At 41.5% G+C, this 22,989-nt stretch carries 21 protein-coding genes; 5 read left to right on the top strand and 16 right to left on the bottom strand.

Going from position 1 to position 22,989, the window contains the following annotated elements:
- Positions 1–157: 157 nt before the first annotated feature.
- Positions 158–1,951 carry an oligoendopeptidase F gene (gene pepF, locus MFF31_RS21560; RefSeq protein ID WP_238192182.1) on the top strand — a complete coding sequence of 598 codons (1,794 nt, stop codon included), beginning with the start codon at positions 158–160 and terminating at the stop codon, positions 1,949–1,951.
- A gap of 299 nt (positions 1,952–2,250) precedes the next feature.
- Here the strand turns inward: pepF and MFF31_RS21565 are convergent, their stop codons facing one another.
- From MFF31_RS21565 to MFF31_RS21610, 10 genes are all read right to left on the bottom strand, one after another.
- The gene (locus MFF31_RS21565) at positions 2,251–3,114 is read right to left on the bottom strand and encodes a DUF92 domain-containing protein (protein WP_282570604.1); all 864 of its coding nucleotides are present in this window, start codon (positions 3,112–3,114) and stop codon (positions 2,251–2,253) included.
- A gap of 51 nt (positions 3,115–3,165) precedes the next feature.
- Positions 3,166–3,942, bottom strand: a complete 777-nt coding sequence (locus tag MFF31_RS21570) for a glycerophosphodiester phosphodiesterase (RefSeq protein WP_238190923.1) — start codon at positions 3,940–3,942, stop codon at positions 3,166–3,168.
- An 11-nt stretch (positions 3,943–3,953) separates the two neighbouring features.
- On the bottom strand, positions 3,954–5,267 hold the full coding sequence (locus tag MFF31_RS21575) for a CapA family protein (protein WP_238190925.1): 1,314 nt from the start codon (positions 5,265–5,267) through the stop codon (positions 3,954–3,956).
- 126 nt (positions 5,268–5,393) lie between these two features.
- The gene (hemG, locus tag MFF31_RS21580; protein ID WP_238192183.1) at positions 5,394–6,803 is read right to left on the bottom strand and encodes a protoporphyrinogen oxidase; all 1,410 of its coding nucleotides are present in this window, start codon (positions 6,801–6,803) and stop codon (positions 5,394–5,396) included.
- A gap of 5 nt (positions 6,804–6,808) precedes the next feature.
- Positions 6,809–7,759 (bottom strand): ferrochelatase, encoded by a 951-nt coding sequence (hemH, locus tag MFF31_RS21585; protein WP_238190926.1) that lies wholly within the window; start codon positions 7,757–7,759, stop codon positions 6,809–6,811.
- Positions 7,752–8,822: a uroporphyrinogen decarboxylase gene (gene hemE / locus MFF31_RS21590; RefSeq protein ID WP_238190928.1), complete on the bottom strand. Its 1,071-nt coding sequence runs from the start codon at positions 8,820–8,822 to the stop codon at positions 7,752–7,754. Before hemE ends, hemH begins: the two co-directional genes overlap by 8 nt.
- A 180-nt stretch (positions 8,823–9,002) precedes the next feature.
- Positions 9,003–9,740: a hypothetical protein gene (locus MFF31_RS21595; protein WP_238190930.1), complete on the bottom strand. Its 738-nt coding sequence runs from the start codon at positions 9,738–9,740 to the stop codon at positions 9,003–9,005.
- Positions 9,737–10,333: a hypothetical protein gene (locus MFF31_RS21600; RefSeq protein WP_238190932.1), complete on the bottom strand. Its 597-nt coding sequence runs from the start codon at positions 10,331–10,333 to the stop codon at positions 9,737–9,739. Before MFF31_RS21600 ends, MFF31_RS21595 begins: the two co-directional genes overlap by 4 nt.
- Entirely contained in the window at positions 10,333–11,385 is a 1,053-nt protein-coding gene (gene pilM / locus MFF31_RS21605) for a type IV pilus biogenesis protein PilM (RefSeq protein ID WP_238190933.1), read from the bottom strand. The genes MFF31_RS21600 and pilM overlap by 1 nt, the downstream gene beginning before the upstream one ends.
- 50 nt (positions 11,386–11,435) lie before the next feature.
- Complete coding sequence (locus MFF31_RS21610; RefSeq protein WP_238190935.1) at positions 11,436–12,986, bottom strand: hypothetical protein; 1,551 nt, start codon at positions 12,984–12,986, stop codon at positions 11,436–11,438.
- Between the two features lie 72 nt (positions 12,987–13,058).
- Between MFF31_RS21610 and MFF31_RS21615 the strand changes: the two genes are divergently transcribed.
- Together MFF31_RS21615 and MFF31_RS21620 are read left to right on the top strand one after the other, a co-directional pair.
- Positions 13,059–13,511: a type IV pilus modification PilV family protein gene (locus tag MFF31_RS21615; RefSeq protein WP_238190937.1), complete on the top strand. Its 453-nt coding sequence runs from the start codon at positions 13,059–13,061 to the stop codon at positions 13,509–13,511.
- A 15-nt stretch (positions 13,512–13,526) separates the two neighbouring features.
- Entirely contained in the window at positions 13,527–14,015 is a 489-nt protein-coding gene (locus tag MFF31_RS21620; protein WP_238190939.1) for a hypothetical protein, read from the top strand.
- 129 nt (positions 14,016–14,144) lie between these two features.
- Here the strand turns inward: MFF31_RS21620 and MFF31_RS21625 are convergent, their stop codons facing one another.
- Genes MFF31_RS21625 through MFF31_RS21645 form a run of 5 tightly spaced genes read right to left on the bottom strand, consistent with a single transcriptional unit; the run spans position 14,145 to position 19,382 of the window.
- On the bottom strand, positions 14,145–14,909 hold the full coding sequence (locus MFF31_RS21625; protein ID WP_238190941.1) for a prepilin peptidase: 765 nt from the start codon (positions 14,907–14,909) through the stop codon (positions 14,145–14,147).
- A gap of 46 nt (positions 14,910–14,955) precedes the next feature.
- Positions 14,956–15,333, bottom strand: a complete 378-nt coding sequence (locus MFF31_RS21630; RefSeq protein ID WP_238190943.1) for a prepilin-type N-terminal cleavage/methylation domain-containing protein — start codon at positions 15,331–15,333, stop codon at positions 14,956–14,958.
- Between the two features lie 55 nt (positions 15,334–15,388).
- Positions 15,389–16,600 (bottom strand): type II secretion system F family protein, encoded by a 1,212-nt coding sequence (locus MFF31_RS21635; protein ID WP_238190945.1) that lies wholly within the window; start codon positions 16,598–16,600, stop codon positions 15,389–15,391.
- Between the two features lie 41 nt (positions 16,601–16,641).
- Positions 16,642–17,679 (bottom strand): type IV pilus twitching motility protein PilT, encoded by a 1,038-nt coding sequence (locus MFF31_RS21640; RefSeq protein ID WP_238192184.1) that lies wholly within the window; start codon positions 17,677–17,679, stop codon positions 16,642–16,644.
- A 26-nt stretch (positions 17,680–17,705) separates the two neighbouring features.
- Positions 17,706–19,382: a GspE/PulE family protein gene (locus MFF31_RS21645; RefSeq protein ID WP_238190947.1), complete on the bottom strand. Its 1,677-nt coding sequence runs from the start codon at positions 19,380–19,382 to the stop codon at positions 17,706–17,708.
- 466 nt (positions 19,383–19,848) lie between these two features.
- On the opposite strand from MFF31_RS21645, the gene MFF31_RS21650 reads away from it, so the two are divergent.
- Together MFF31_RS21650 and MFF31_RS21655 are read left to right on the top strand one after the other, a co-directional pair.
- Positions 19,849–21,042, top strand: coding sequence for an MFS transporter (locus tag MFF31_RS21650; protein ID WP_238190949.1), 1,194 nt, complete (start codon positions 19,849–19,851; stop codon positions 21,040–21,042).
- Positions 21,043–21,394: 352 nt separating this feature from the next.
- On the top strand, positions 21,395–22,108 hold the full coding sequence (locus MFF31_RS21655; RefSeq protein WP_238190951.1) for a polysaccharide deacetylase family protein: 714 nt from the start codon (positions 21,395–21,397) through the stop codon (positions 22,106–22,108).
- Between the two features lie 144 nt (positions 22,109–22,252).
- Here the strand turns inward: MFF31_RS21655 and MFF31_RS21660 are convergent, their stop codons facing one another.
- Entirely contained in the window at positions 22,253–22,885 is a 633-nt protein-coding gene (locus MFF31_RS21660; RefSeq protein WP_238190952.1) for an O-methyltransferase, read from the bottom strand.
- Positions 22,886–22,989: the final 104 nt, after the last annotated feature.

The following is a 22,989-nucleotide window of genomic DNA, read 5'->3' on the forward strand; positions in this document are numbered from 1 at the left end:
TAGTAGCGACAAACTGTGTTTGAGAGGAGAAGCTTTGATGAAATGGCTGTCTCTACTGCTCGCTATTACGCTTACGCAAGGTGTTGTCACCAATGATCAATTGATAGACCTTGCTGGGCAGAAGCAATCTATCTTATCGATACCAAGGAGGAATACGATGAATCACATACCGAAACGTTCAGAAACGCCGGCTGAGCATCGCTGGAAACTGGAGGATCTGTTTCCGTCCCAAACCGCTTGGGATAAGGAATACGCATCTGCTAAGAAATTAATTAAAAAAGCTGCCGATTATCAAGGTAAATTAAATAATGCAGCGCAGCTAAAGGCTTGTTTTGAACTTGAAGACGAACTTTCGCTCCATGTTGAACGACTTTATGTGTATGCCAACATGCGCCATCATGAAGATACAGCTGAACCTGGTTATCAAGCATTATCCGACAAATCCAAAAAGCTAAGTGTAGAAACAGGCGAAGCGTTATCGTTCGTAACACCGGAAGTGTTAAGTCTCTCCGATGGTGAGCTAGATGCTATGATCGGAGACGATTCATTAGTGAAATACCGCCATACTTTAGAAGAGATGCGTCGTCAAAAGGCTCATGTTCTTTCGAAAACAGAAGAAGCACTACTTGCTCAAGTTGGCAATGTCAGCTCGGCACCAGGTACTATCTTCGGCATGTTGAACAATGCAGATTTGAAATTCCCTAAAGTGAAAAATGAAGCTGGCGAAGAAGTAGAGTTAACTCATGGCCGCTACATTCAATTTATGGAAAGTAAAAATCGTGAAGTTCGAAAAGAAGCTTTCAAAGCGGTATATGATACATATGGCAAACTAAAAAATACGTTAGCATCTACTTTAAATGCAAACGTTACTAAAAATACTTTCTACTCAAAAGTTCGCAAATACGACTCTACCCTAGGCATGTCGCTCTATGGCGACAATATCCCGAAGGAAGTGTACACAAACTTAATTGATACGATCCATAAGCATCTTCCACTTATGCACAGATATATGGAACTGCGCAGAAAGCTGCTCGGTGTTGATGAGTTGCATATGTACGACTTGTTTGCTCCCCTCGTAGAAGAATTCGACATGGCGATCAGCTTCGAGGAATCCAAAAAGATTATTCATGAAAGCTTAAAGCCGCTAGGTGAAGATTACTTAAATGTACTTCAAGACGGCTTTAACAATGGCTGGATCGATGTGTATGAAAATGAAGGTAAACGTAGCGGGGCATATAGCTGGGGCGCTTTCGGAACACATCCATATGTGCTTCTCAACCATCAAGACAACTTAAACAGTATGTTCACTTTAACGCATGAAATGGGCCACGCGCTGCATTCGTATTATTCAGATACGACACAAAACTATCGTGATGCTCAATATACAATTTTCCTTGCTGAAGTCGCATCCACACTTAATGAAGCGCTCCTGATGGATCACTTATTAGGCAAATCGACAGATGCAAAAGAAAAGATGTACCTTCTCACTTATTATGCCGATCAATTCCGTACAACCGTATTCCGTCAAACGATGTTTGCTGAGTTCGAAAAAATCGTACATGAACGTGCAGAGGCAGGAGAATCACTTACTCCTCAGGAGCTAAGCAAAATCTATTACGATTTGAATGTTCAATACTACGGACCTGGAATGGTCGTAGATAAGGACATAGAAATGGAGTGGGCACGGATTCCACACTTCTACAACAGCTTCTATGTTTACAAATACGCAACGGGCTTCTCAGCAGCTACAAGCTTCTCTAAGCAAATCTTAGAAGAAGGTGCACCTGCAGTAGAACGTTACCTTGGATTCCTTAAGAGTGGCGGCAGCGACTTCTCAATCAACATTTTGAAGAAGGCGGGCGTTGATATGTCTTCACCTGAGCCAATCGAGCAAGCGATGAGCGTATTCGAGGAGCTAATTGGTCAGATGGAGCAACTGACTAGCAAGTAAATAAGAAGCCTTTTCCCATATAGACCACTATGAACGAATAAAGTGTAGTTATGCACTTAATTAAGTCACTGTTCAAATATATTTGCGAAATAAGTTTCATGTTGAACATAGTTATTTGTTCTCGAAGTCCCAAAAAATGACGTTGTCTCCTTTCGCAAATTACGAATCCATAAAAAAATGGCGTTGCCTCATTTCGTAGATTACTCTACTTAAAGGGCAACGCCATTTTTTGCTCCGACAAATCGCAGCACTCTTTAACTCGTCAGTACAAAGCAACAATCGTCAAGCACCTTAGCAGGCTAGAACAATGCACCGATTGCAAAGCCAAGCAAGCCAGCGAAGAGCGACGACAGCAGGTTTACCCTGTCGTTGTTCAGCGCTGCGAAGCCGCGTATATGCCGCGTCGCGGTGCCGCAGTGCGCGACGCGCTCCGTTTCGCTGCCGCATACTTGGCAGCGGAACATGGCCTGGGCTGTTGCGCCGAGCAGAGAATCGGCGAAAGCGCCGACCAGGCCAGCGGCGGCCGCTGCGACGATGAACGCCGTCGCAGCGGCTTCGCCGCCATAGCCCGCAGCAACGCCACCGGCTTGCTGCGTGAGCACTTGCAGCAGCGCGGCAACGGCGCCGATGAAGACGGCGCCGCCAAGCGCTGCTGCGCTGCCGAGCGGCGTAACTCCGCCGCTCGTGCCGGGCACTACCCGCTTGCCGCTCGTAATAGCTCGCGGCGCAGTACGACTTAGGGCTCCTATTTCAGTCGCCCACGTATCCGCATTCACGGATGCCATCACTCCGATGTATGCAAACATCCATCCCTCATTGGGCCAAATGGCATGAGCGGCACATAAAAGCAAGCCCACGCCGCCATTCGCCCAAACTTGCCCAGCATCACGCCTGCTGCCCTTCGCATATTTTGCTTCGGCATCTTCCTTCGCCTTCGATCTTTTCTTCCACTTCGACCAGAAAGACGAGGAGATAAAAAAGGCGATCAGCACTCCGAACCAAATAGGTTCGCCTAATGTTATAAATCCTGTTCCCATCACCATCGCTGACCAAGCACCTGATGCTGACAAGGAACGTGCCCGATATGCAAAAAATGCAGCTAGACCGCTCCCAATTATCCCGACCAGCAGTCTTATTAACCAATCATCTATCAATCCAACCAAGATCTTCACCGAGCCTTCCTGCAATAGCACATAAAACGATTGTACGTTGAGTTATTTCCTAAACTTATCTAATAGCCCAGAAAACGTTCTCCATGCTACATTTGGATTCATTGCTTCCCGCCACCGATCAGGATAGTTCGTACATATAAGGAGATTAGGATCAAGAGTAGCCGTATTTCGAATGGCTTTTTTATCATTAATTGTCCACGCCATCGTTTCAATTCGAGCTTCTTGAAGCTCCTCAATCCGAGCTTTGTTTAATCTTGAATAGCCAATAGAGAGGAAGTCCGATTCGATCTCCGCAAGTTCCCTCGTTAACGTATTACGCCAGCCATCCAAAATAAGACCTGTACGTATCCCCTTCGAAAGTTTACGAATACGTCCAAGCGTTCCCATATGAAACGATGTCAACACAACATCCTTAGTAGCTCCATATGCATAGATGCGCTCTAGTACTTTCTCTTCGATCATGGGATAACGAATTCCATCTGTTTTTAGCTCGATATTAAGTTTACAGCGACCTCCATATTCTTTCAAAACAGTATCCAGCGTAGGAATAGCTTCGCCTTGATATTTCTGCGAGAACCAATTACCTGCATCAAGCGATGCGAGCTCTGCTGCTGTCCATTTCCTTACTTCCCCACGACCGTTTGTCGTTCTTCTTAACGTATAATCATGAATAACGACGGGTACTCCATCTTTCGAAAGCTGTACATCAATTTCAATCCAATCAATGTCAGGCGCTTCAAATGCAAGTCGTATCGCAGACATCGTATTTTCCGGTGCGCGGCTAGACCAGCCTCGATGGGCAACGCACGGATTTCTCATTTTCTCAATCCTCATTTCGGTACGATAGATCCATCTTCCTCAAGCTTTACCCCAAACGATATTGACGTTAGTCGATCAAGCAATGCTTTCGCATCTTCACCTTCGAGCGGTGTTGGCTGAACTTCCGTAACAATCATCGGATTAAATGATAACTTACAATCAGCTTCCTTCGTGCAACTTGCATCAAGCACACCTGTTTCAGCTAGGGCACCTTTTGGATAATTAGTGAACACAAAATTGCCTAAGCTATATGCAATCCATTTCCCTTTATACGTCTCAAAGCCTTGCAGTACATGCGGATGACTGCCTATCACGAGATCAGCCCCCGCATCTATGTATATACGTGCGTTATTCTTTTGGTAAGGTTTGGGTTGATCTGTTTCCATTTCACCCCAGTGGACCATCACAACGACGATGTCCGCTTGTTTCTTCGCACTTTCTATCGCTGCTGCTGCACGTTTCGTCTCATACGTTTCCGCAATTCCTGCAACATTTTTATCCGCCTTCTGTTCGGCAAAAGGTATAACGTTGCTTACACCAATATAAGCAACCTTGATCCCTTTAACTTCTTTTATAACTGGAGCAAAAGCTTCTGTATCGTTATTTCCAGTGCCCATATGGCTTATACCAGCTTCGTCCAAATGAGTAATTGTATCAACCATTCCTTCTACTCCTTGATCGAGCGCATGGTTGTTAGCTAAGCTAAACACATCAAAACCAGCATCACGAAGTGCAGGAAGTGCTTCTGGCAATCCTTTATATACATATTTATTGCCCACTAGTGGCGTTCCACGTTTCGTAATAGGAAGCTCCAAGTTTCCAGCTAACAGATCCGGTTCACTTAAATATAACATTGCTTTCTCATAAGGAAATCCGTAGCCGTGTTGAGTCATAAAAGGTGTAACATATTCTCCTGGCAGCAAGTCGCCTACAAAGGATAAGGTGACTCTCTTATCTGCCTCTTCAATTGTACCTTCTGTAGCATTATCGGTACTCGTTGGCAAAGGCTCCTCGGACTCTTTTACTCCGGGCTTCACTACTTCAGAAGAAGGTTCCTCTACTTTAGGTAGATCCTCGCCTTTTTTCCCATCGCTAGTTTTGTTTACGTTAGTCCCAGTCTGAGAATTGCTATTTTCCCCATTCTCTTGACTCGCTATAAAAGGAATCCAATCCCTCAGTCCTGCTTCTTTAGCATAAACCAATACAACACCTATTATGATAATGCTGCTTCCTAGTAGAATTAGTGTAAGACTTAATCGTTTGCGAAATCTCTTTTTTCGCTTTTCTTTCTCATTTTGACGAGAATTCGATCTGGATAATGACATTGAAAGACTCCTTTACCTGATAAACTATCATTCAGAAAAGCTAGACTTCCTCATTATACCTTCTCTTTTCTCTTAAGCGAAGCTAATATTGTCCTATTTCTTCTTCGGGGAAAAATGACTTTTATTCTATTGTTTGAGCAGAACAGCAGCAGCTTCTTTCCCTTGTCGTATACAATCGGGCAAACCTACACCATCGAATGCAGCACCAGTTACCCATACGCCAGGGAGCTGTTCTTTTAATCGGGTACGCAAAGTACTCATATTATCTACATGGCCAACAGGATATTGAGGCATAGATTGATTTAATCTCGTTACTTCTGTAAATATAGGTTCCGCAGTAATCCCCATTGTTACCCGAATATCTTGCCGAACAGCAGCAATAAGCTCATTATCTGGAAGCTTAATGCTTTCCTGATCCTCCGAATGACCTACATAACAACGGAGCAACACTTTATCATCTGGACTTGTATGTAGCCATTTGCTCGAAGTCCACGTGCAAGCAGTAATATGCAATCCTTCTGAACGCGGAACTACAAAACCTGAACCATCAAACGATAAGCCGAATGTACTCTTTTCGAAAGCCATAACGACATTCGCTACCGAAACGTAACGGATATTACGAAGCTCTGGGCAATCTACCAGTGGCTCAAGTAAATCTGCTGCCGCAAACGCAGGCGCGGTCATTACGATGCGATCAGCAAGTAACCGTTCACCGCTGTCCAATTCAATCCCATATCCGTTAGCCTCTCGCTCAATACGAGTTGCTTTCACACCGAGACGTCGTCCCACATCACTAAGGGCATCATCAAGACCATTAACAAGTGTAGATAAACCTCCCTTAAACGTTAGAAACGTACTTCCAGGTGCATGAGGTGATGCTGCGGCTACTTTGCGATTATGCTGCATTCCTTTGATCAAACTTCCGAATTTACGTTCGGAATCCGCGAACTGGGGGAAAGTTGCCTTTAAACTGAGCTTCTTCAGATCACCTGCATAGATTCCTGCAAGCAATGGCTCTGCAATTCGTCGCATTACTTCTGTACCGACTCTTCGCTCTAGGAAACCACCTAGTGATTCATCTTCTTGGCTAGCCTTTGATGGCAAGAACAAGTCGAGCAATGCTCGCAACTTCCCGCCCCAAGAGAGCAGACCCGTCATTGCAAATGGTCCAATTTCAGTTGGAATGCCAAGGACAAGTCCCGGCGGCATCGCAAACAGCTTCCTTTTGTGCATAATATATGTCTTTTTGGCCTCTGGATTCGTAGCTGTTAATTCACCTTCTAAGCCAAGTTCTTTCGCTAGGTCGACAATAGCTAATTTACGCGCCAAAAAAGAGTCCGGCCCCTTTTCGATAACGAAGCCATCCTTCTTGAGCGTATTAATTTTGCCACCTAGCGTTGGTGCACCATCTACGATTGTAAGATGTACCTTTTTACCTAATCGCTCCGCTTCTCGCTGCAAATAAAAAGCGGAGCTCAGTCCGCTGATCCCCCCGCCAATAATGACAATTCGATCAATCGTTTCTGTACTCCGCATCATATTCATTCCTCTCCAGTCACGATCATCGCATCTATGATCGATTCAGCCAATGTTTCCATATATAGTGGATCTTTATTTAACATTGCAATACGTTCAAGTGTCATTCCAAGCTTTTCTGCTTCAGCCTTAGCTTCAATATCTAGATCGTAGAGCACTTCCAAATGATCCGATACGAAACCAACAGGTGCTACCAATACCGCTTTAACATCCTCTTGTTGCAGCGTAGCTAGCGTCTCCAATATATCTGGGCCAAGCCAAGGCTCTTTCGTCCGACCTGCGCTCTGCCATGTAAATTGCCACTCCGTTATACCAGCAGCATCCGTTATTGCAGCAGATGTCTCCATCAACTGCTTTTCGTACGGATCACCAATCTCTCTAATCCGTTCAGGCAAGCTATGCGCACTAAAGAGAACTTTAACTTTCTGTTCTCCTCCAGTTACTTCCACAAGCTTTTTCAAACCATCCTGTACACGTTCCGTTAAAGCTTTAAGCAGCTTTGGATGAAGGTGATAGCTCTCTACAAACGACATCTCAATACCAAGTTCGCTTGCTTTTTCCTTAGCTCTCTTAATGTAACTACCTACGCTCATTGTAGAATAATGAGGTGCAAGTACGATGCCGACAGCTCTGCTTATACCGTCTTGAGCCATCGCATCAACGCCGTCCTCAATATATGGCTTAGCATGTTTAAGACCTTGGTAACATGTATATTGACCCGGAGCTATTTGCTCAAGCTTGTCTTGCAGGCCTGCTACTTGTCCATTCGTATTTTCCCTTAGAGGGAATACTCCACCAACAATTGCATCATAACGATCCGTTAATTCAGCAAGCTGCTCCGATGTGGGTGGGTTACCGCGTCTAATATGTGTGTAGTAAGCTTCAACATCTTGCATGGATTCAGGTGTGCCGTATGACATTACTAACACGCCAATTTTACCATTGCGATCAGACATTGCTTGTCGCCCCTTTGTTCTGTGCTTTAATAGCTTTCTCGGAATACGTATGGATAAAGGCTGTCAATTCAGCAAGCTTTTCTAAAGAAGCTTCTGGGAAGAGACCATGCCCCAAATTAAATATAAAACCTGGATCTGTGATACCTTGATCAATAATTTCAGCAGCATATGATTCAATAACGCTCATTGGCGCTGTCAATATTGTAGGATCAAGATTTCCTTGAACCGCAAACTTATGATCTAACCTTCTGCGACCTTCAGGTATCGACACACGCCAATCAAGGCCAATTACATTTGCCTTAAGGTTGTGAAGCTCAGGTAGAAGCTCGCCAGAGCTGACACCAGGGAAATAGATTTTCGGTTGTGGCAAATCCGACAACTCATCAAATATTCTTTCAATCGTCGGCAGTACAAATCGTTTAAAGTCAGCAGGTGCGAGCGCACCAACCCAGCTGTCAAACAATTGGAACGCTTTGCCCCCAGCAGCGACATGTGCACGCAAGTAGGTAATAACCATATCACCAAGCTTACGCATAAGTTCATGCCATACTTTTGGTTCGCTATACATCATTTCTTTTGTGCTCAAATAATTTTTGGACGGTCTGCCTTCAATTAAATAACTTGCAATAGTGAATGGCGCTCCCGCAAATGTAATAAGCGGCACATCTAGCTCGCGATCCAATATACGAATTGTTTCAATTACATGACCCAAGTCGCCTTCAACATCGATAGGTTTCAATCTCTCCACATCCGCTGCTGATCGAATCGGATTATGGATGACTGGACCGATATTAGCAACGATATCGAAGTCAATACCGATTGATGCTACAGGGTTCATAATATCAGAATATAAAATAGCAGCATCCACACCTAACTTGCGAACCGGCATTAGTGTTACCTCTGCCGCAAGTTCTGGCTGCTTGCAAATTTCAAGTAAAGAATATTTTTCTTTAATTTTACGATACTCAGGGTCATACCTTCCTGCTTGTCGCATATACCATACCGGCACACGATCTACGTGTTCCTTCATGCTTGCCCGTATGAAACGGTCGTTATAAGACATTCCCGTTCCTCTTTTCTATGTATTATTATCTGCTACCATTATGCCCTTTTTCCCGTACCCTAACAACTGCCAATACACCGTCTCCTATGACAATAGTATGACAATCACGAACCGGCTGCTTGAGGAGCAAATAAAATAGACAGGAACAACGTCCTGTCCGCCTCTAATCATTGTTACATTCTATTGTGTTTTGTTAGTAAATAAATGTGCATATTGCCCCAATATATAAGTACGAATATCAAGATCAATTTCATAAATAGGCTCATCCAGATTAATCATCGGTCTCTCCTTTATATTAGGATGATCCTCTTCAGCCTGCTTTCTTGACTTGTGCGTAATTACCCACTTCATATTTTGATAAAGCCTATCATGCTGATGCAAATGGTTGATAGATGATAATATACCTTCTCGATTTCCGATTAGCTTTAACTTAAAAACAGGTTCTATCATCGTACCAGTTGGCGTTTGTATACCGGGACTGGAAATTTCATTTGGGTTTGGTTCTGTGTTTCCATTAGGACCTGTATTCCCACTAGCTTGCACTTGGACCGCACCATTATTATCTAATCCAGATTGATTTAAATAAGTAACATAAACGTTTGAAATGGCTGCAACTTCTAGGAAATCAAGCAGTACATCTGAATCTTTTCGTTCGAACGGAGCTCTGATTTTTAATTTGTCAACATCCGATTGTGGAAGCTTTTGCAGCGTATATGTATCAGCTAGTTGAAAAGATTGCGCGAGACTTTCTTTTAACATCAACTCATTTTTTGTTGTCTCACGCCGCTGGGGTAATGTTACTAATAATAACATTGCGACATTCACTATTAAAAATATAAACACTACAATAATTAACACAATTTGCATTCGACTTAAAGAAGCTCCAGCAAGCAGGTTTTGTCGTTGAAGTTTAATCATGACGGTTGACCTCCTGCCTTTTCTAAATGAATGGCCAGCTTTAACTTATAGATGTCTTTTTCTTTTTCACCGTTTGATTGGTCAGCATTTTCAGCATCCTCATTATTTTTACTTAAATATGTAGTATCAAGTTTTACTTCTTTAAGCCTATTATCCTGCTCAAGCTGCTCAATATATTCAATCAAACTTTCAAGTTTTTGAAATTCAAAATCAATAGTTAGTTTATTAAACTCATCTGCTGTCAAAAGCTTAATAATATCCTGTTTCTGCAATGGTTCTACTACCGCAGATATGTACGGCGCCCAGTCTATGCGACTTTTTTCATTTTTTTCAATAAACATTTTGGCATCTGCATATGCATTTCGTTTTGCAATTAGTTCGCCATTTTCTTTTAAGTCTTTAATCTGAATTTCTGTTTGCTTTGTTACTTTATCGAACACTTCTGCTTCTGTTTTCCATTTTGAAGCGAGCACCCACTGCACAACAATAGCGATTGTTAAAATCAAAGCTAATACAATTAGAATTAATCCTTGTGATGGTCGAGGTGCCTTCTTTTTGGGCGGGAGTAAATTAATCGTTCCAACATTCCACATTACTTTCCACCCCTTAATGCAAGACCGAGCGTCACAGCGTATACTGGTATACTCCATCCACTCACATCAACATCCATAGGTAGACTATCCCACTCTACTTGACACACCTTTGGAGTCAGCCCCTCTTGCATCATCTCAGTTAAATGAATCATATTGTCACTAGGTAAATCTCCAGTTAACATTATACTTTGAAAAGTTTGCTCACTTTTTCCTAATGAATAGTAGTAAAAGTTCATTAATCTATCAATCTCTTCAATTAAATCCTGTGCCGCATTTGTGAATAATTGTTTTGGATCCGTGTAGTTATCAAGCCAAACATTTCCTTGTTTCACTTCACTGCTCATCATTAGTTGAAAAGGTACTTCAACGAGTCTCGACAATCGGATAGCACCGTTATCAATAATAGTAATTTCGCTGCTTAGTTCATTCACGTTTACGATCAAATAACAATTTGCTTGTAGATCTCTATTACTTTGTGTAAGCAGCCGTAACAGTGAGAATGGCTTAATCTCAAAACTGATTGGTTTAAGTTTAATACTCTCGAACATATCTGCATATTGACGCAAAATGTTTGTAGACGCTGCTACAACGAGTACTTCCGCTAGTTTTTCAACCTCGTTATTCGCTGTTTCCGACGATCCTGATTGTGAGCTTGGAAGCTTCACAAAATCATAATAAGGATCTTCAAATGCTAAGTGAAGATTATTATTCATTTCAAACTGAACGAGCTTCTTTAACTCCATATGTGACAAATCCGGGAGCTTCAAAGTACGAACCATCACCGTTTCGCTAGGCACCGAGAAATGAACATGATTCGATAAAAATTTATTAGCTTTTAATAGATTATCAATTGCCTCCCCAAGCTCTGTGGCATCAACGATTTTACCATCCTGTAGCAACCCCTCTTTTAATGGTGACCTTGCATAGCGGACCACATTATTGTTGCCTTTTCCGTCAGTAAGCAACTCACATGCTTTTATTTCTTTTTCTGTCAGCTCAATTCCAATACTGAGTTGTTTACCTGCTAAGCTACGCAACAATGATTTAATCAATGGGATCCTCCTTCTATAGTACATATCAATCAAAAAATACTCTTAACTTATTAACCTGTAATACAGACTGCTTTTTCGTTTGTATAATTAATAAATTTCGTTGTACCTCCAACCATAAAAGCATTCATTTTGTTATCCGTATTTGCAATTGCAACTTCACTTATCGAAGCATTTTCATAAACGATAAAATTGCCGTTCACTACAAGCTTTTTCGTCCCAGCTACAGCAATAGTAAAATTTTTATCAGCTATTAAGTCTGTCCCAACAACAATGACATCAAGATTGTTGCCAAATTTCATATCGTTACCCGACACAAGCGCGCCACCAATTTGCAAGTCTTTAACACGATTTGAAAATTCCATCGTTTTCTTCGAAATAAAATTTCCACCTACTGCAAATTTCTCGATTGTATTGTTAAATTTCATTGACCCCTTAATTAACATAGAACGATTTACCGTCCAATTTTCTATCGTACTGGCTTGCTCCCCAATCAGGTCCCCCCCGATTATTAGATCTCCTTCTACTTGCAGATCATATGCCGTATTCTTAAAAGTTAAGTTGCCTCCAATAATAAGGTCACCTTTTACAATTAACTTATTAACAGGACCTCCTGAACCAATTATGGCATCTCCCCGTACATAAACCGAGTCTGAAAATGTTAGCTGTTCATTTGGGGTATATACAGCTGATCCAATTGCAGTCTGAACATTTAGTATGGTCAAGTTTCCGCCGACTCTCGTCTTGCCATTAACCGTCGTTTTTTTTGATATATTTTCTGCAAAAACGAGATTACCTGCTGCTTCTATTCCGTCAATCAATGTTACATCTGAGCTGGTCCCTATAATATTTATGTTTCCTGCATAAGCGCCCACTTTGCTAGATCCATTTATTACTTTATCCGTTAATGCTGTCTTGTTATTGTTGATTGTCGCTACATCTTCTAATCTGCTTGCATTTGTTTGTTGGAACACTGTCGTTAAGTAGTGTTCGGATTGTTGACCGAAGTCTGCTCTGAATTTAACCGGGTTATAACTATGGTCAATAAAGTCAGTACTAGGAACCGGACATTTTACAAATATTCGATCATTTACAGGATTATTTTGTATGACTGTTTTATGTCCTGGTATAGGTGGTTTTGTTGGTTCCGGTTTAGTTGGCGGTGATGTTACTTCTGGGATTTCCGGAAGTGCCTTTAAAGGATATTTCAATTTGCTGACTCTTTTTTGATTACCTTCTCCGCTTTGCGAAGTAAAGATAACAGCTATAGCTTTGCCTTCTTTTTCCTCCCATTTTAAAACTACTTTTCCGGGTCCAGATTTGAATTCAGCCAAGTTAGCCACAGAATTGTAGATTGCTTCAACATCTTCCTTCGTATATTTTTTATTCGTTTTTGTTTGTAGATTTTCATATAATCGTCCAAATACAGAATAAGCAGAGTGGGCTTGTGTAAAGGCAATTTCTTTATTTCCTCCCGTCTTGGCCTGCAACAAACCGTTATTCGTTTGTAGTACAAGCGGGGCTATCATTATCGCAAGAACTACGATAAATCCGAATGCTATCATCAAAGTGCCGCCCTTTTCGGACTTAATATATTTTTGCATTGCCTTCCCTCCTGCGTTCCTATATTCTATTAGTAAACCTATAGGTTTACTCTAAATTTATGGAGGTTCTCGATGAACAACCAAAAAGGATTAACATTAGTTGAGGTGCTAGGTACAGTCGTTTTATTAGGTATAGCTATTCTTGCAATTACTTTTGTTTTACAGCAATCTACGATACATTCCAAAGACAATGAGCAGCAAGATCGATCCGTACAAATTACAAGATCAGTATTAGAAGAGATTAAAAACAATTCACGACTAGGAACTGCTACTATTTTTGATCAGAATGTTAACTTATCGCCATCGAGCTCAACTGTTCAGTCTATTCAATATCCAAAAGTAAATCCGAAATATACTATTTCTATTTCAATATCAAATTCTACTTTTAACGATCTAACGATAGCTAAAACGGGTGGAGATCTAATTATTCCGTTGAAAAACATATTTAAACTAGTAAATGTAACTAGTGCAAACAAGGAAACTGGCAAGCAGTTTACACTGAAAGCATATGTAGAATTCAGCTAATTGAGGGGTGTCCTTATGCGGACCATACAAAATGAAAAAGGATTAACTCTTGTTGAAGTAACTGCGGTACTTGTCTTAACGTTGATCATTTTAAGCTCCCTCATCTATCTCCTGAACCATACGAATGCAGGGGTCAAAAATGTGAAGTCGAGGGAACAAATTATGCAACAATCACGAATGATAACAGAGCATATCGTAGCTACGGTACGCGATGGTTTTATTATGGAAAACGACATTTCTACAGACCTTAAATTAACTAGTGGAACCCAAACTATAAAATACAAGTTCGATAACAGCACTAACACATTAGAAGTTGAGTCTAGTGATACAGGAATCACCCCAACAGATTCAAAGAAACTAGTATTATCAGATCAAGTATATTCCATTGGCTTTAAAGTATTAGATGGTGAAATGGAAATCACTCTGACGATGATTTTGCCTAACAATGCTACGTACACAACTTCAACGATTGTTAATTCTATTATTCGAAAACCTAGTAGTTAAATTCATAGTCGTAAGTCAGCAGTAAACATTACACTGATACATTCACATATGTTAGTACATATATAGTTAGTCTATAGAGAGTTGCTTTTGGCAGGTTTATAATGAACATAAGCGTTTAAACTAAGTCAATCAACTGATATACCATCCGATTAATCGATCCCCCCACCAATAAGCACACAACGCTCCTACCGCTATGTAAGGGCCAAATGGTATCGTAGTCCCTTTGGCATGACGACCTAAAGCCATTAACAATATTCCGCCAATCAGACCAATCACACTAGATAAAAAGAGGCTTAGCAATGTTAGCTTCGTCCCTAGAATCAACCCGATAAAAACGTATAACTTAATATCTCCCCCACCCATTGCTTCTTTCTTCAATAGGTAACCCGCTAACAAACCAATCGCAAGCAGCGCCCCACTTCCCGCAACTGCACCAATCAAATAATCCCAAATCGGCAATGGATGAATGAAGAGCCGTATAATAACGGCTCCCACCACACCCCAAGCAACTACAACATTCGGGATGATCATATCTGTTATATCTGTTTGCACAATAATTACTAGAATAGAAATAAGGAATAATGAAGCTATTAGCTCAAGCTGCATTCCATAATGATAGGCTGAGTAGGCAAACAATAGCGCTGTGATTGGCTCCGCAGCAGCGTATCGCCACCATGTCAAGTTCCCACAAGAAGAACAACGCTTTTTTGAAAAGACTGCAATAATAGGTAGCCAGCCTGCTCTATGCTTCTTATTGACGCTTTTGCCAGACACACAATAAATTGGAGGGAAGTGGGATAGCAGTCTGCTATCCCACTTGATTGCAATTCTATTAAGCACCCCGCCAAGCAGTAGCCCTAAGAAAGTAACTATTATTATGAGCGAAGGTGTCATGTTCCAAATCCTTTATTAATAGAATTAAATAGATAAATATATTTCCCTATGGTTTAAGAGTAACTTTCCAGTTGCCTGTTGGATCGGCAGCTACATTAAAGATTGTTCTCTTATTCGCAGTATTATTCCAACTTGGATCCGCAACCAAATAGCCCTTCGCTACAAGGGTAGTCGCAATTACATGGTCTCCAGCTATTGTAGTTGTAGCTGTTGTTGTATTATTCGTCTCTAAATCCAAGATATAACGTTGAGCAGATTCAACTATAAGCTTAGCTGTAGCTTTATCCGCATTTTCTTTTGAATTTGCAATTGTATTACCTATCGCTGGAATAGCAATAGCCGCAATAATCCCCACAATAACCAATACCGCCAATAATTCGATTAGCGTCAAACCTTTTTCATTTCTTTTTAGAACTGCCAACATAAACATTCTCCTCTCAATTTGAAAAAACAATCTATTTGGTAATGCAGTAAAGCCCTTAGAGATAACCTTCCATCATCTTAAACGTTGGCATCATGACAGCCATGACGATAACGCCAACCACTCCCGTAAGGAGTAAAATCATAAGCGGTTCTATCAACACTTTCAGCCTGTCTGCCATCTGGTCAACATCTGCTTCGTAGAAGTCAGCAACTTTCTCCAGCATCTCTTCGATTGCTCCTGAGCGCTCGCCGATTGCCATCATTTGGACGACCATTGGCGGGAACAGCTTGGACTCTTTGAACGTATCAGCCATCGAGTTTCCGCTTACCACTTGATCCTTTACATCGTTAATGACTTTACCGATAGCTGCATTGTTGACAACATTGGATACAATTGATAAGCCTTGCATCAATGGAATCGCAGCCGCAAGCAATGAGCTGAATGTACGGGAAAACCTTGCAATAGCTTGTTTATGCCAAAGTGTCCCGAATACAGGAATCTTGAGCAGGAAATAATCTGTCCGTTGTCGCCCCTCTTCGGTGCGCCTTAGCAGCTTCCAAATTAGACTCGGCACAAACATCGATGCAATGACGATGTACCAATAACTTTGAATAAATTCACTTGTCGCCATTACAATTCTTGTCGGAAGGGGTAACTCCATTCCCATTCCTTCGAAGCTGGTTGCATATTGCGGAATAACAAACAACATCATGAATATAACGACTAACACCATCATAATAAGCATAATGACGGGATAGATCATCGCTGACTTAACCTTCTCCCGAGTGTTTCTTTCTTTTTCGAAGAAAACGGCTAGTCGTTCAAGCATAATGTCCAAATTACCTGCTATCTCGCCAGCATGGACCATCGAAACAAATACAGGACTGAACACAGTTGGATACGCCGAAACTGCATCAGAGAGCTGTTGTCCGCCTCGCATCTTCTCTGCTACTTCATCCAAAATCTTCGATAGTGTCTTGCTCGCAGTTTGATCTCGGAGAATTTGAACAGCTTCTACAATGCTGACACCAGCGCGATACATCGTTGCCAATTGTCTGCAAAATACAGTGAATTGGTCTGTCTTCACCCGAGGACCACCAAGCGATATTTCCTTATACAACGTCGTATCACTGGCATCTACTATGTCTGTGACCCAAAGTCCTTTTTCGCTGATTACCTCTCTAGCTCGTTGTATGGAGACTGCTTCAAGCATGCCAACTGATTTTTTGCCACCGGCTGTGACGGCCTTATACCGATACTTTGGCATTCCTACTCCACCTCCACATCGCATTGCTTAATGGTTCAAAATTATATCTCTGCTAAACCAGGTAACGTTTCACGCGCTGCCTCAAGTGAAATTAATCGCTTCTGGATGAGATCCCGAAGTGAATTTTCCATCGTCAGCATGCCAAGTGATCGATTGGTTTGCATCACGGAACGTACTTGATATACCTTCTCGGATCGAATCAAGTTCGACACGGCTGGACTATTAATTAATATCTCAAATGCGGCTACACGACCGCTGCGATCCATTCGAGGAACAAGTCTTTGAGAAATAATTCCGAGTAATACTGACGCTAGTTGTATTCTAATTTGTGCTTGCATGTTAGATGGGAACACATCAATGATCCGATCAATCGTCTGAGGTGCATCTGTCGTATGAAGTGTACCTAACACTAGATGCCCTGTCTCGGCTGCTGTAATAGCTGTACTTATCGTATCGAGATCACGAAGTTCTCCCACCAGAATGACATCTGGATCTTGTCTAAGTGCAGCCCTTAAGCCTGATGCAAATGAAGATGTATCTAGACCAACCTCACGCTGATTAACAAGTGATTTCTTATGATCGTGTATAAACTCGATCGGGTCTTCCAGTGTAATGACATGTGCATTTTCTGTTCGATTCAGGTGATCGATCATAGATGCAAGTGTAGTCGACTTCCCGCTGCCAGTTGGTCCAGTAACAAGAAGCAATCCTTGAGGTTTACTAATCCATTCCTTAGCAATGGTGGGCAATTGCAATTGCTCCATTGTAGGTATAGAGCTCGGCACGATACGAATTGCTAGTCCAACACTACCGCGTTGCTTATAAGCGTTAACCCGAAAACGAGATAATTTTGGAATACCATATGAAAAATCGACTTCCCCTTGCTCCATCAAACATTCATATTGCAAATCCGTCATTAGTTCTCTAGCTAGGCTATGTGTTTGATGTTGATTTAGCAAAATAGCATTCATCGGCTTCAAACTACCATGTATTCGAAGTAAAACGGGAGAATTAACTGTAATATGTATGTCTGATGCACCCACATCATATGCTGCTTGAAGCATCTGCGCTGCACTCATCGTCCAATTATCCATTTCTAACGCTGTCAATGTTGTTCATCTCCTTGCCCAAGAACACGGAACACTTCGGAGAGGGTCGTAAATCCTGCGATAGCTTTGCTTAATGCATCTATCATTATTGGGATCATCCCTTGCCTCAAAGCATGTGCATCGTATTCATGATCTGACGCTTTGGCCATGACCATTGATCTGAGTGTAGAATCCAGACTCAAAACCTCGTGAACTGCTATTCTTCCCTTATAACCTGTCCGACCGCAATTGGCGCAGCCTCCGCCTCGGAACAACTTTTCCTTGGGTAATCCACTCGACTCTAGTATTGATGCTTCTTCGTCATTCGGTGTATACGAAATAGAACATTCCGTACATATCCGCCTCAAGAGACGTTGTGCGACGATACAATTAACAGATGAAGAAATAAGGAATGGCTCTACTCCCATGTCGATAAGTCGACTAATAGAGCTAACTGCACTATTCGTATGTAATGTACTTAATACAAGATGGCCTGTCATCGCTGCTCGAACAGCAATTTCTGCTGTCTCTGAGTCTCGAATTTCTCCGATCATAATGATGTTAGGATCTTGTCTAAGAATAGATCGAAGCCCTCTAGCAAACGTGAGTCCAGAAGTTGCATTTACTTGAACCTGATTAATTCCTTCTAGTTGAAACTCAACAGGGTCCTCTACTGTAATGATGTTGACATCATCACGATTCAAATGTGCTAAAGCAGAATACAATGTAGTAGACTTACCACTTCCCGTTGGGCCAGTTATAAGAATAACGCCATGAGCGCCCTCTATGCTGCTGCGGAACAACTTTTCATTCCGGGTTGAGAAGGACAACTTCGTTATATCTGCTAGAGAGTGTCCCAAATCCAATATACGAATAACGACCTTCTCACCATGAATGGTTGGCAATGTCGCTACACGAATATCCACCTTACGGTAATCAATTTCGAGCTCAACCCTGCCATCTTGCGGCAGCCTTCTCTCAGCAACATTTAAATTCGCCATAATTTTGATCCGCGCTGCAATAATCGCATGCATTCCAGCAGGTAATGTCCGTTCTGTACGTATAACTCCGTCAACCCGATAACGAACACGGAAGTTGCTGTCCTGAGGATCGAGATGTATATCACTAGCTCCGAGCTGTACAGCCTGAGCAATAATGCCATTCACCGTCTTAACAACTGGCGAATCCTCATCCTTAATGGCAGTATCTTCATCCAAATCCCTAAGCTGAAGATTTTGTGTGATTTGTTCTATTGTGTCTTGTAAGCCATAGTACCGATTAATAGCGTTGACAAGCTCATGTTTGGAGGCAATCACAGGTTCTATTCGCAAACCTGTAGCAATGCGTATTTCATCAATGGCGAAGTAGTCCAGTGGGTCAGCCATAGCAAGCACAAGCTTATTACCCTCTATTCGTAATGGAATAACACAGTGCTGGTCTGCAAGCTTCTGGGAAATGAGGCCCACGATCTTCGGATCAATTTTATATCGAAATAGTTGTACGTGGGGTATGCCAAGCTGAAATTCCAAAGCTTCGATAAACTGCTGCTGCGTTATAAACTCCATAGAAATAAGAGTATCGCCCAGCCTCATCTTCGTATTACGCTGCCTTTCAAGTGCTAATTTCAGTTGCTCTTCCGTTATTAAGCCGGACTCTAGCAACAAATCTCCGATTCTTTTGCGGGCAGCCGACATCTCCATCACCAACCAATAGGTATTTTAACCTAATCATTATTTTGAAAACCAATAAGTTTACTACTAATTTTAAACAGTATTTCGGGGTTCTGTCAATGACTATAGTCCTATTAATGGGCTGAATTGTCTATTTAAATTAATTAAATCGACAAACTTTCTCGGATATTAAAAAAAATAGCAATAAAACAAATAAAGTCATAGGAATTAGTCCCCATGGTCTTATCTATTTAATGCTGATTTTTTTACTTAACCGACGCCTTTAGTGCATATTGAAAATTGTTAATATAGATCCGACAAAAATGCCGTTACATCGACACTTTCGCTTTACTTAAGACATAATTCGACTGATTATTACGATATCACTTCTCGCTGAACAAACACTTTACACACTTTTTTTAGGCATTTAGACCTATAAATATGCACCAATATTTGCGTTAATAAAAAGAAATTATGGTATACTATCGTTATGGAACAGTGGAAAAAGAATCTAATCGTCTTATGGTTTGGGCAGTTTCTGGTAATGGCCGGAATGACAATGATCATCCCTTTTTTGACGCTTTATTTACAATTTGAACTTGGGCTATCCGATCCCCATGAGATCGGCGTATGGGCTGGCGTTATTTTTGCTGGAAACTTCGTAACTGCGTTTATTTTTCAACCGATATGGGGCAAGCTTGCTGACCGATACGGCCGTAAGATGATGCTTCTTCGTTCAGGATTCGGTATGGCTATCGTCATGGTGCTGATGGGCTTCGCTACTAGTCCTTGGCATCTTCTTTTGCTTCGTATGTTGAATGGAACTATTTCGGGCTTTAATCCTGCTTCCATTGCACTTATTTCGGCAACGACTCCTAAGGAACGCATGGGGTTTGCGATGGGTTCTATCCAATCAGGGGCAATGGCCGGAACAATTCTTGGGCCTTTTATTGGAGGATTGCTTGCAGATGCGGTTGGCTTTAGACCTATCTTCTACATTACAGGAGCATTATTATTTATTGCTTCATTGTTAGCTTTGTTCGTCGTGAAAGAATCCTTTGACTTAGCTAAGGCTGCGGCTCGTGTACAAACTTCCGTCATTGAAGGATTTAAACAAATTAGTCGCATTCCTCAGTTAATGGCTCTCTTTGGAGTAACATTCCTTATCCAGTTCGCAAATATGAGCCCAATGACATTAATACCGCTTTTTGTACAAGATCTTCATGGCAGCACGCAAAACATCGCATTTCTTGCTGGGTTTGTTGGAGCTGCAACTGGTCTGTCTAATATGATTGCATCGCCGATACTAGGGAAATTAAGCGATAAAATTGGTGCAGAGCGAGTGCTCGCCGTGTCGCTTGTTGGTGCTGCGCTAGCCTTCATTCCACAAGCTTTTGCTGAAACGGTATGGCAACTTGTGCTTGCCCGCTTCGGATTAGGCCTATTTTTGGGTGGACTCATCCCTGCTGTTAACGCTTTGATACGTACATATACCCCTGACGGAATGGAGAGCCGAGCTTACAGCTTCAACACAAGTACGCTCAGTCTAGGCAATATGGTCGGGCCAATAACAGGCGGAGCATTATCTGGATATATTGGTATTCAAGGCTTATTCTTAGTTTCTTGTGTACTAATGCTGCTCAATGGAGCTTGGGTGTGGCTATCACTACTGAAACGGAAATAAACTGTCTAAATTCAGCTGCAACACAGAACTCGATGTTAAAAAGCTAGTCCTTGAAAAGCTACCTTGTGTAACGAATTAATTTAAGTACTCCTCAAAAAATAATGAAGATAGCTTAATTTATGGATTTTATAGACACTTTTTACAACTATCATATATTATTGATATGAGCATCATTGTATATGATAGTTCTCTTGATCCATTTAAGGGGCAATTTATTACTAGACATTTTATAGAACCCAACATACGTAGATTCAGTCGAAATTTTTACATTGACTGTAAAAATTAAACTGTCGGTCGGATAGACGAGAAAATGAAGTTGAGGTGATCGTATTTGACTCGAGGTCCCGACTATTTGTTAGAAATAAAGGGTCTTTCACAGACGTTGACCGATGAGAAATGGGAATGCATGGTGATGTGGCGAAAGAAAATGTTTGAGTTTGTAAGGAACCGAAATGAAAGTGTCTTCCTAAATGGACCAGATAAAAAAATGATAGCATTATCCTTTGATGACGGACCTGATTTAACGGTGACACCCGGAATTGTTAAACTATTAAAAGAAAGGAATGTGCCGGGCAATTTCTTTTTTACTGGTATCAATGTAGAAAAACATCCACAAGTAGTATTAAACACCTATCAAAACGGCAACCTCATACTATCACATAGCTACAAGCACGATGATATGACATCATTGGATAATGACGAAATCTACATGGATATAAAAAAAACAGAGGCAGCCATTGAAAAGGTAATTGGTCTAAAACCTGCTATTCTTCGGACTCCTTACGGTGAAACCGATTCAAAAGTACTTTCAATAGCCACACAAGCGGGATATAAAGTAGTGTTATGGTCTTTAGACACATTAGACTGGACACAAAAGCATGATGTTAATATGATTGCACAAAACGTAATTAGTAATGTTAGAAATGGCGATATTATATTAATGCATTCACTTGAGGACTTTACTTCCAATGTAAGTGCCTTATCACTAATCATAGATGAACTAAAAAGACAGTCTTTTGAATTTGTAAATCTAGAAACACTGCTCGGAATAAAGGCGTACCAATAAACTCCGAAACTGTACATTAACACACCTGTCAATTATAGGAATGGCCTATATTGTTCTGGTGCGACTTAATAACCAAAACCGAAAGAGGGCACTGAGTTATAGGTAGATTAATCTACTTATCATTCAGTGCCTCCTCACTTTCTTCTATCCCTTTACTCTTGCAATTGCGAGCCCATCATAGCCTGGCAAAATAGTGCTCTCAAGCCGCTCATCCTTAGCTATCGTTTCATTAAAGGAGCGCACAGCTTTCACTGCAGGTCCTTGCTTCGCCTCATCTATCGTTCGTCCGCGCAATAATATGTTATCGCCTACAATTAGTGCTCCTGGTTTAGCAAGCTGAATCGCATAATCTAGATATACGGGGTAACCTTCTTTGTCCGCATCAATAAAGAAAAAGTCGAAGGTACGTCCTTCCTCTTTAAGCTTCGCCAAACTTTCCTTAGCATCGCCGATTAAATAATTCACTTTGTCACCAAGCCCTGCTTCAATCATATGTTTCTTGGCAACTTCAGCATAAGCAGGCAGCAGCTCCAAAGAAATGAGCGATCCTCCTTCATTCAATCCCCTTGCGAGACATATACCGCTATATCCTCCAAGCGCGCCTATCTCTAGCAGATTACTTGCGCCAGCTAATCGTACAAGCATCGTTAGAAGTCTTCCGTAGCCGTCTGCGATGGAGATGCTGGGCATTCCATGGCTTTCAATTCCTTCTTTTACTAGCTCAAGCATATGATCCCTCTCATACAAGGAATCTACATATTGCTCTTCAATCGACATTTCTAATTTCTCTCCTTAAGTACCTATTTGTAAATGTATAGCCGTATCGCCTATACTTAATTGTATGTTTTTTATAAGGTACGTTACAAGTGTAAGGGGCTGAA

This window comes from Paenibacillus sp. L3-i20, assembly GCF_022180385.2.
In the GTDB taxonomy this organism is placed as follows: domain Bacteria; phylum Bacillota; class Bacilli; order Paenibacillales; family Paenibacillaceae; genus Pristimantibacillus.

Excerpts from the sequence above, each read along its gene's own strand:
- pepF (WP_238192182.1), top strand. The coding sequence starts at position 158 with ATGAATCACATACCGAAACGTTCAGAAACGCCGGCTGAGCATCGCTGG.
- MFF31_RS21570 (WP_238190923.1), bottom strand. The coding sequence starts at position 3,942 with ATGAGAAATCCGTGCGTTGCCCATCGAGGCTGGTCTAGCCGCGCACCG.
- MFF31_RS21575 (WP_238190925.1), bottom strand. The coding sequence starts at position 5,267 with ATGTCATTATCCAGATCGAATTCTCGTCAAAATGAGAAAGAAAAGCGA.
- hemG (WP_238192183.1), bottom strand. The coding sequence starts at position 6,803 with ATGCGGAGTACAGAAACGATTGATCGAATTGTCATTATTGGCGGGGGG.
- hemH (WP_238190926.1), bottom strand. The coding sequence starts at position 7,759 with ATGTCTGATCGCAATGGTAAAATTGGCGTGTTAGTAATGTCATACGGC.
- hemE (WP_238190928.1), bottom strand. The coding sequence starts at position 8,822 with ATGTCTTATAACGACCGTTTCATACGGGCAAGCATGAAGGAACACGTA.
- MFF31_RS21595 (WP_238190930.1), bottom strand. The coding sequence starts at position 9,740 with ATGATTAAACTTCAACGACAAAACCTGCTTGCTGGAGCTTCTTTAAGT.
- MFF31_RS21600 (WP_238190932.1), bottom strand. The coding sequence starts at position 10,333 with ATGTGGAATGTTGGAACGATTAATTTACTCCCGCCCAAAAAGAAGGCA.
- MFF31_RS21610 (WP_238190935.1), bottom strand. The coding sequence starts at position 12,986 with ATGCAAAAATATATTAAGTCCGAAAAGGGCGGCACTTTGATGATAGCA.
- MFF31_RS21615 (WP_238190937.1), top strand. The coding sequence starts at position 13,059 with ATGAACAACCAAAAAGGATTAACATTAGTTGAGGTGCTAGGTACAGTC.
- MFF31_RS21620 (WP_238190939.1), top strand. The coding sequence starts at position 13,527 with ATGCGGACCATACAAAATGAAAAAGGATTAACTCTTGTTGAAGTAACT.
- MFF31_RS21625 (WP_238190941.1), bottom strand. The coding sequence starts at position 14,909 with ATGACACCTTCGCTCATAATAATAGTTACTTTCTTAGGGCTACTGCTT.
- MFF31_RS21630 (WP_238190943.1), bottom strand. The coding sequence starts at position 15,333 with ATGTTGGCAGTTCTAAAAAGAAATGAAAAAGGTTTGACGCTAATCGAA.
- MFF31_RS21635 (WP_238190945.1), bottom strand. The coding sequence starts at position 16,600 with ATGCCAAAGTATCGGTATAAGGCCGTCACAGCCGGTGGCAAAAAATCA.
- MFF31_RS21640 (WP_238192184.1), bottom strand. The coding sequence starts at position 17,679 with ATGAGTGCAGCGCAGATGCTTCAAGCAGCATATGATGTGGGTGCATCA.
- MFF31_RS21645 (WP_238190947.1), bottom strand. The coding sequence starts at position 19,382 with ATGTCGGCTGCCCGCAAAAGAATCGGAGATTTGTTGCTAGAGTCCGGC.
- MFF31_RS21650 (WP_238190949.1), top strand. The coding sequence starts at position 19,849 with ATGGAACAGTGGAAAAAGAATCTAATCGTCTTATGGTTTGGGCAGTTT.
- MFF31_RS21660 (WP_238190952.1), bottom strand. The coding sequence starts at position 22,885 with ATGTCGATTGAAGAGCAATATGTAGATTCCTTGTATGAGAGGGATCAT.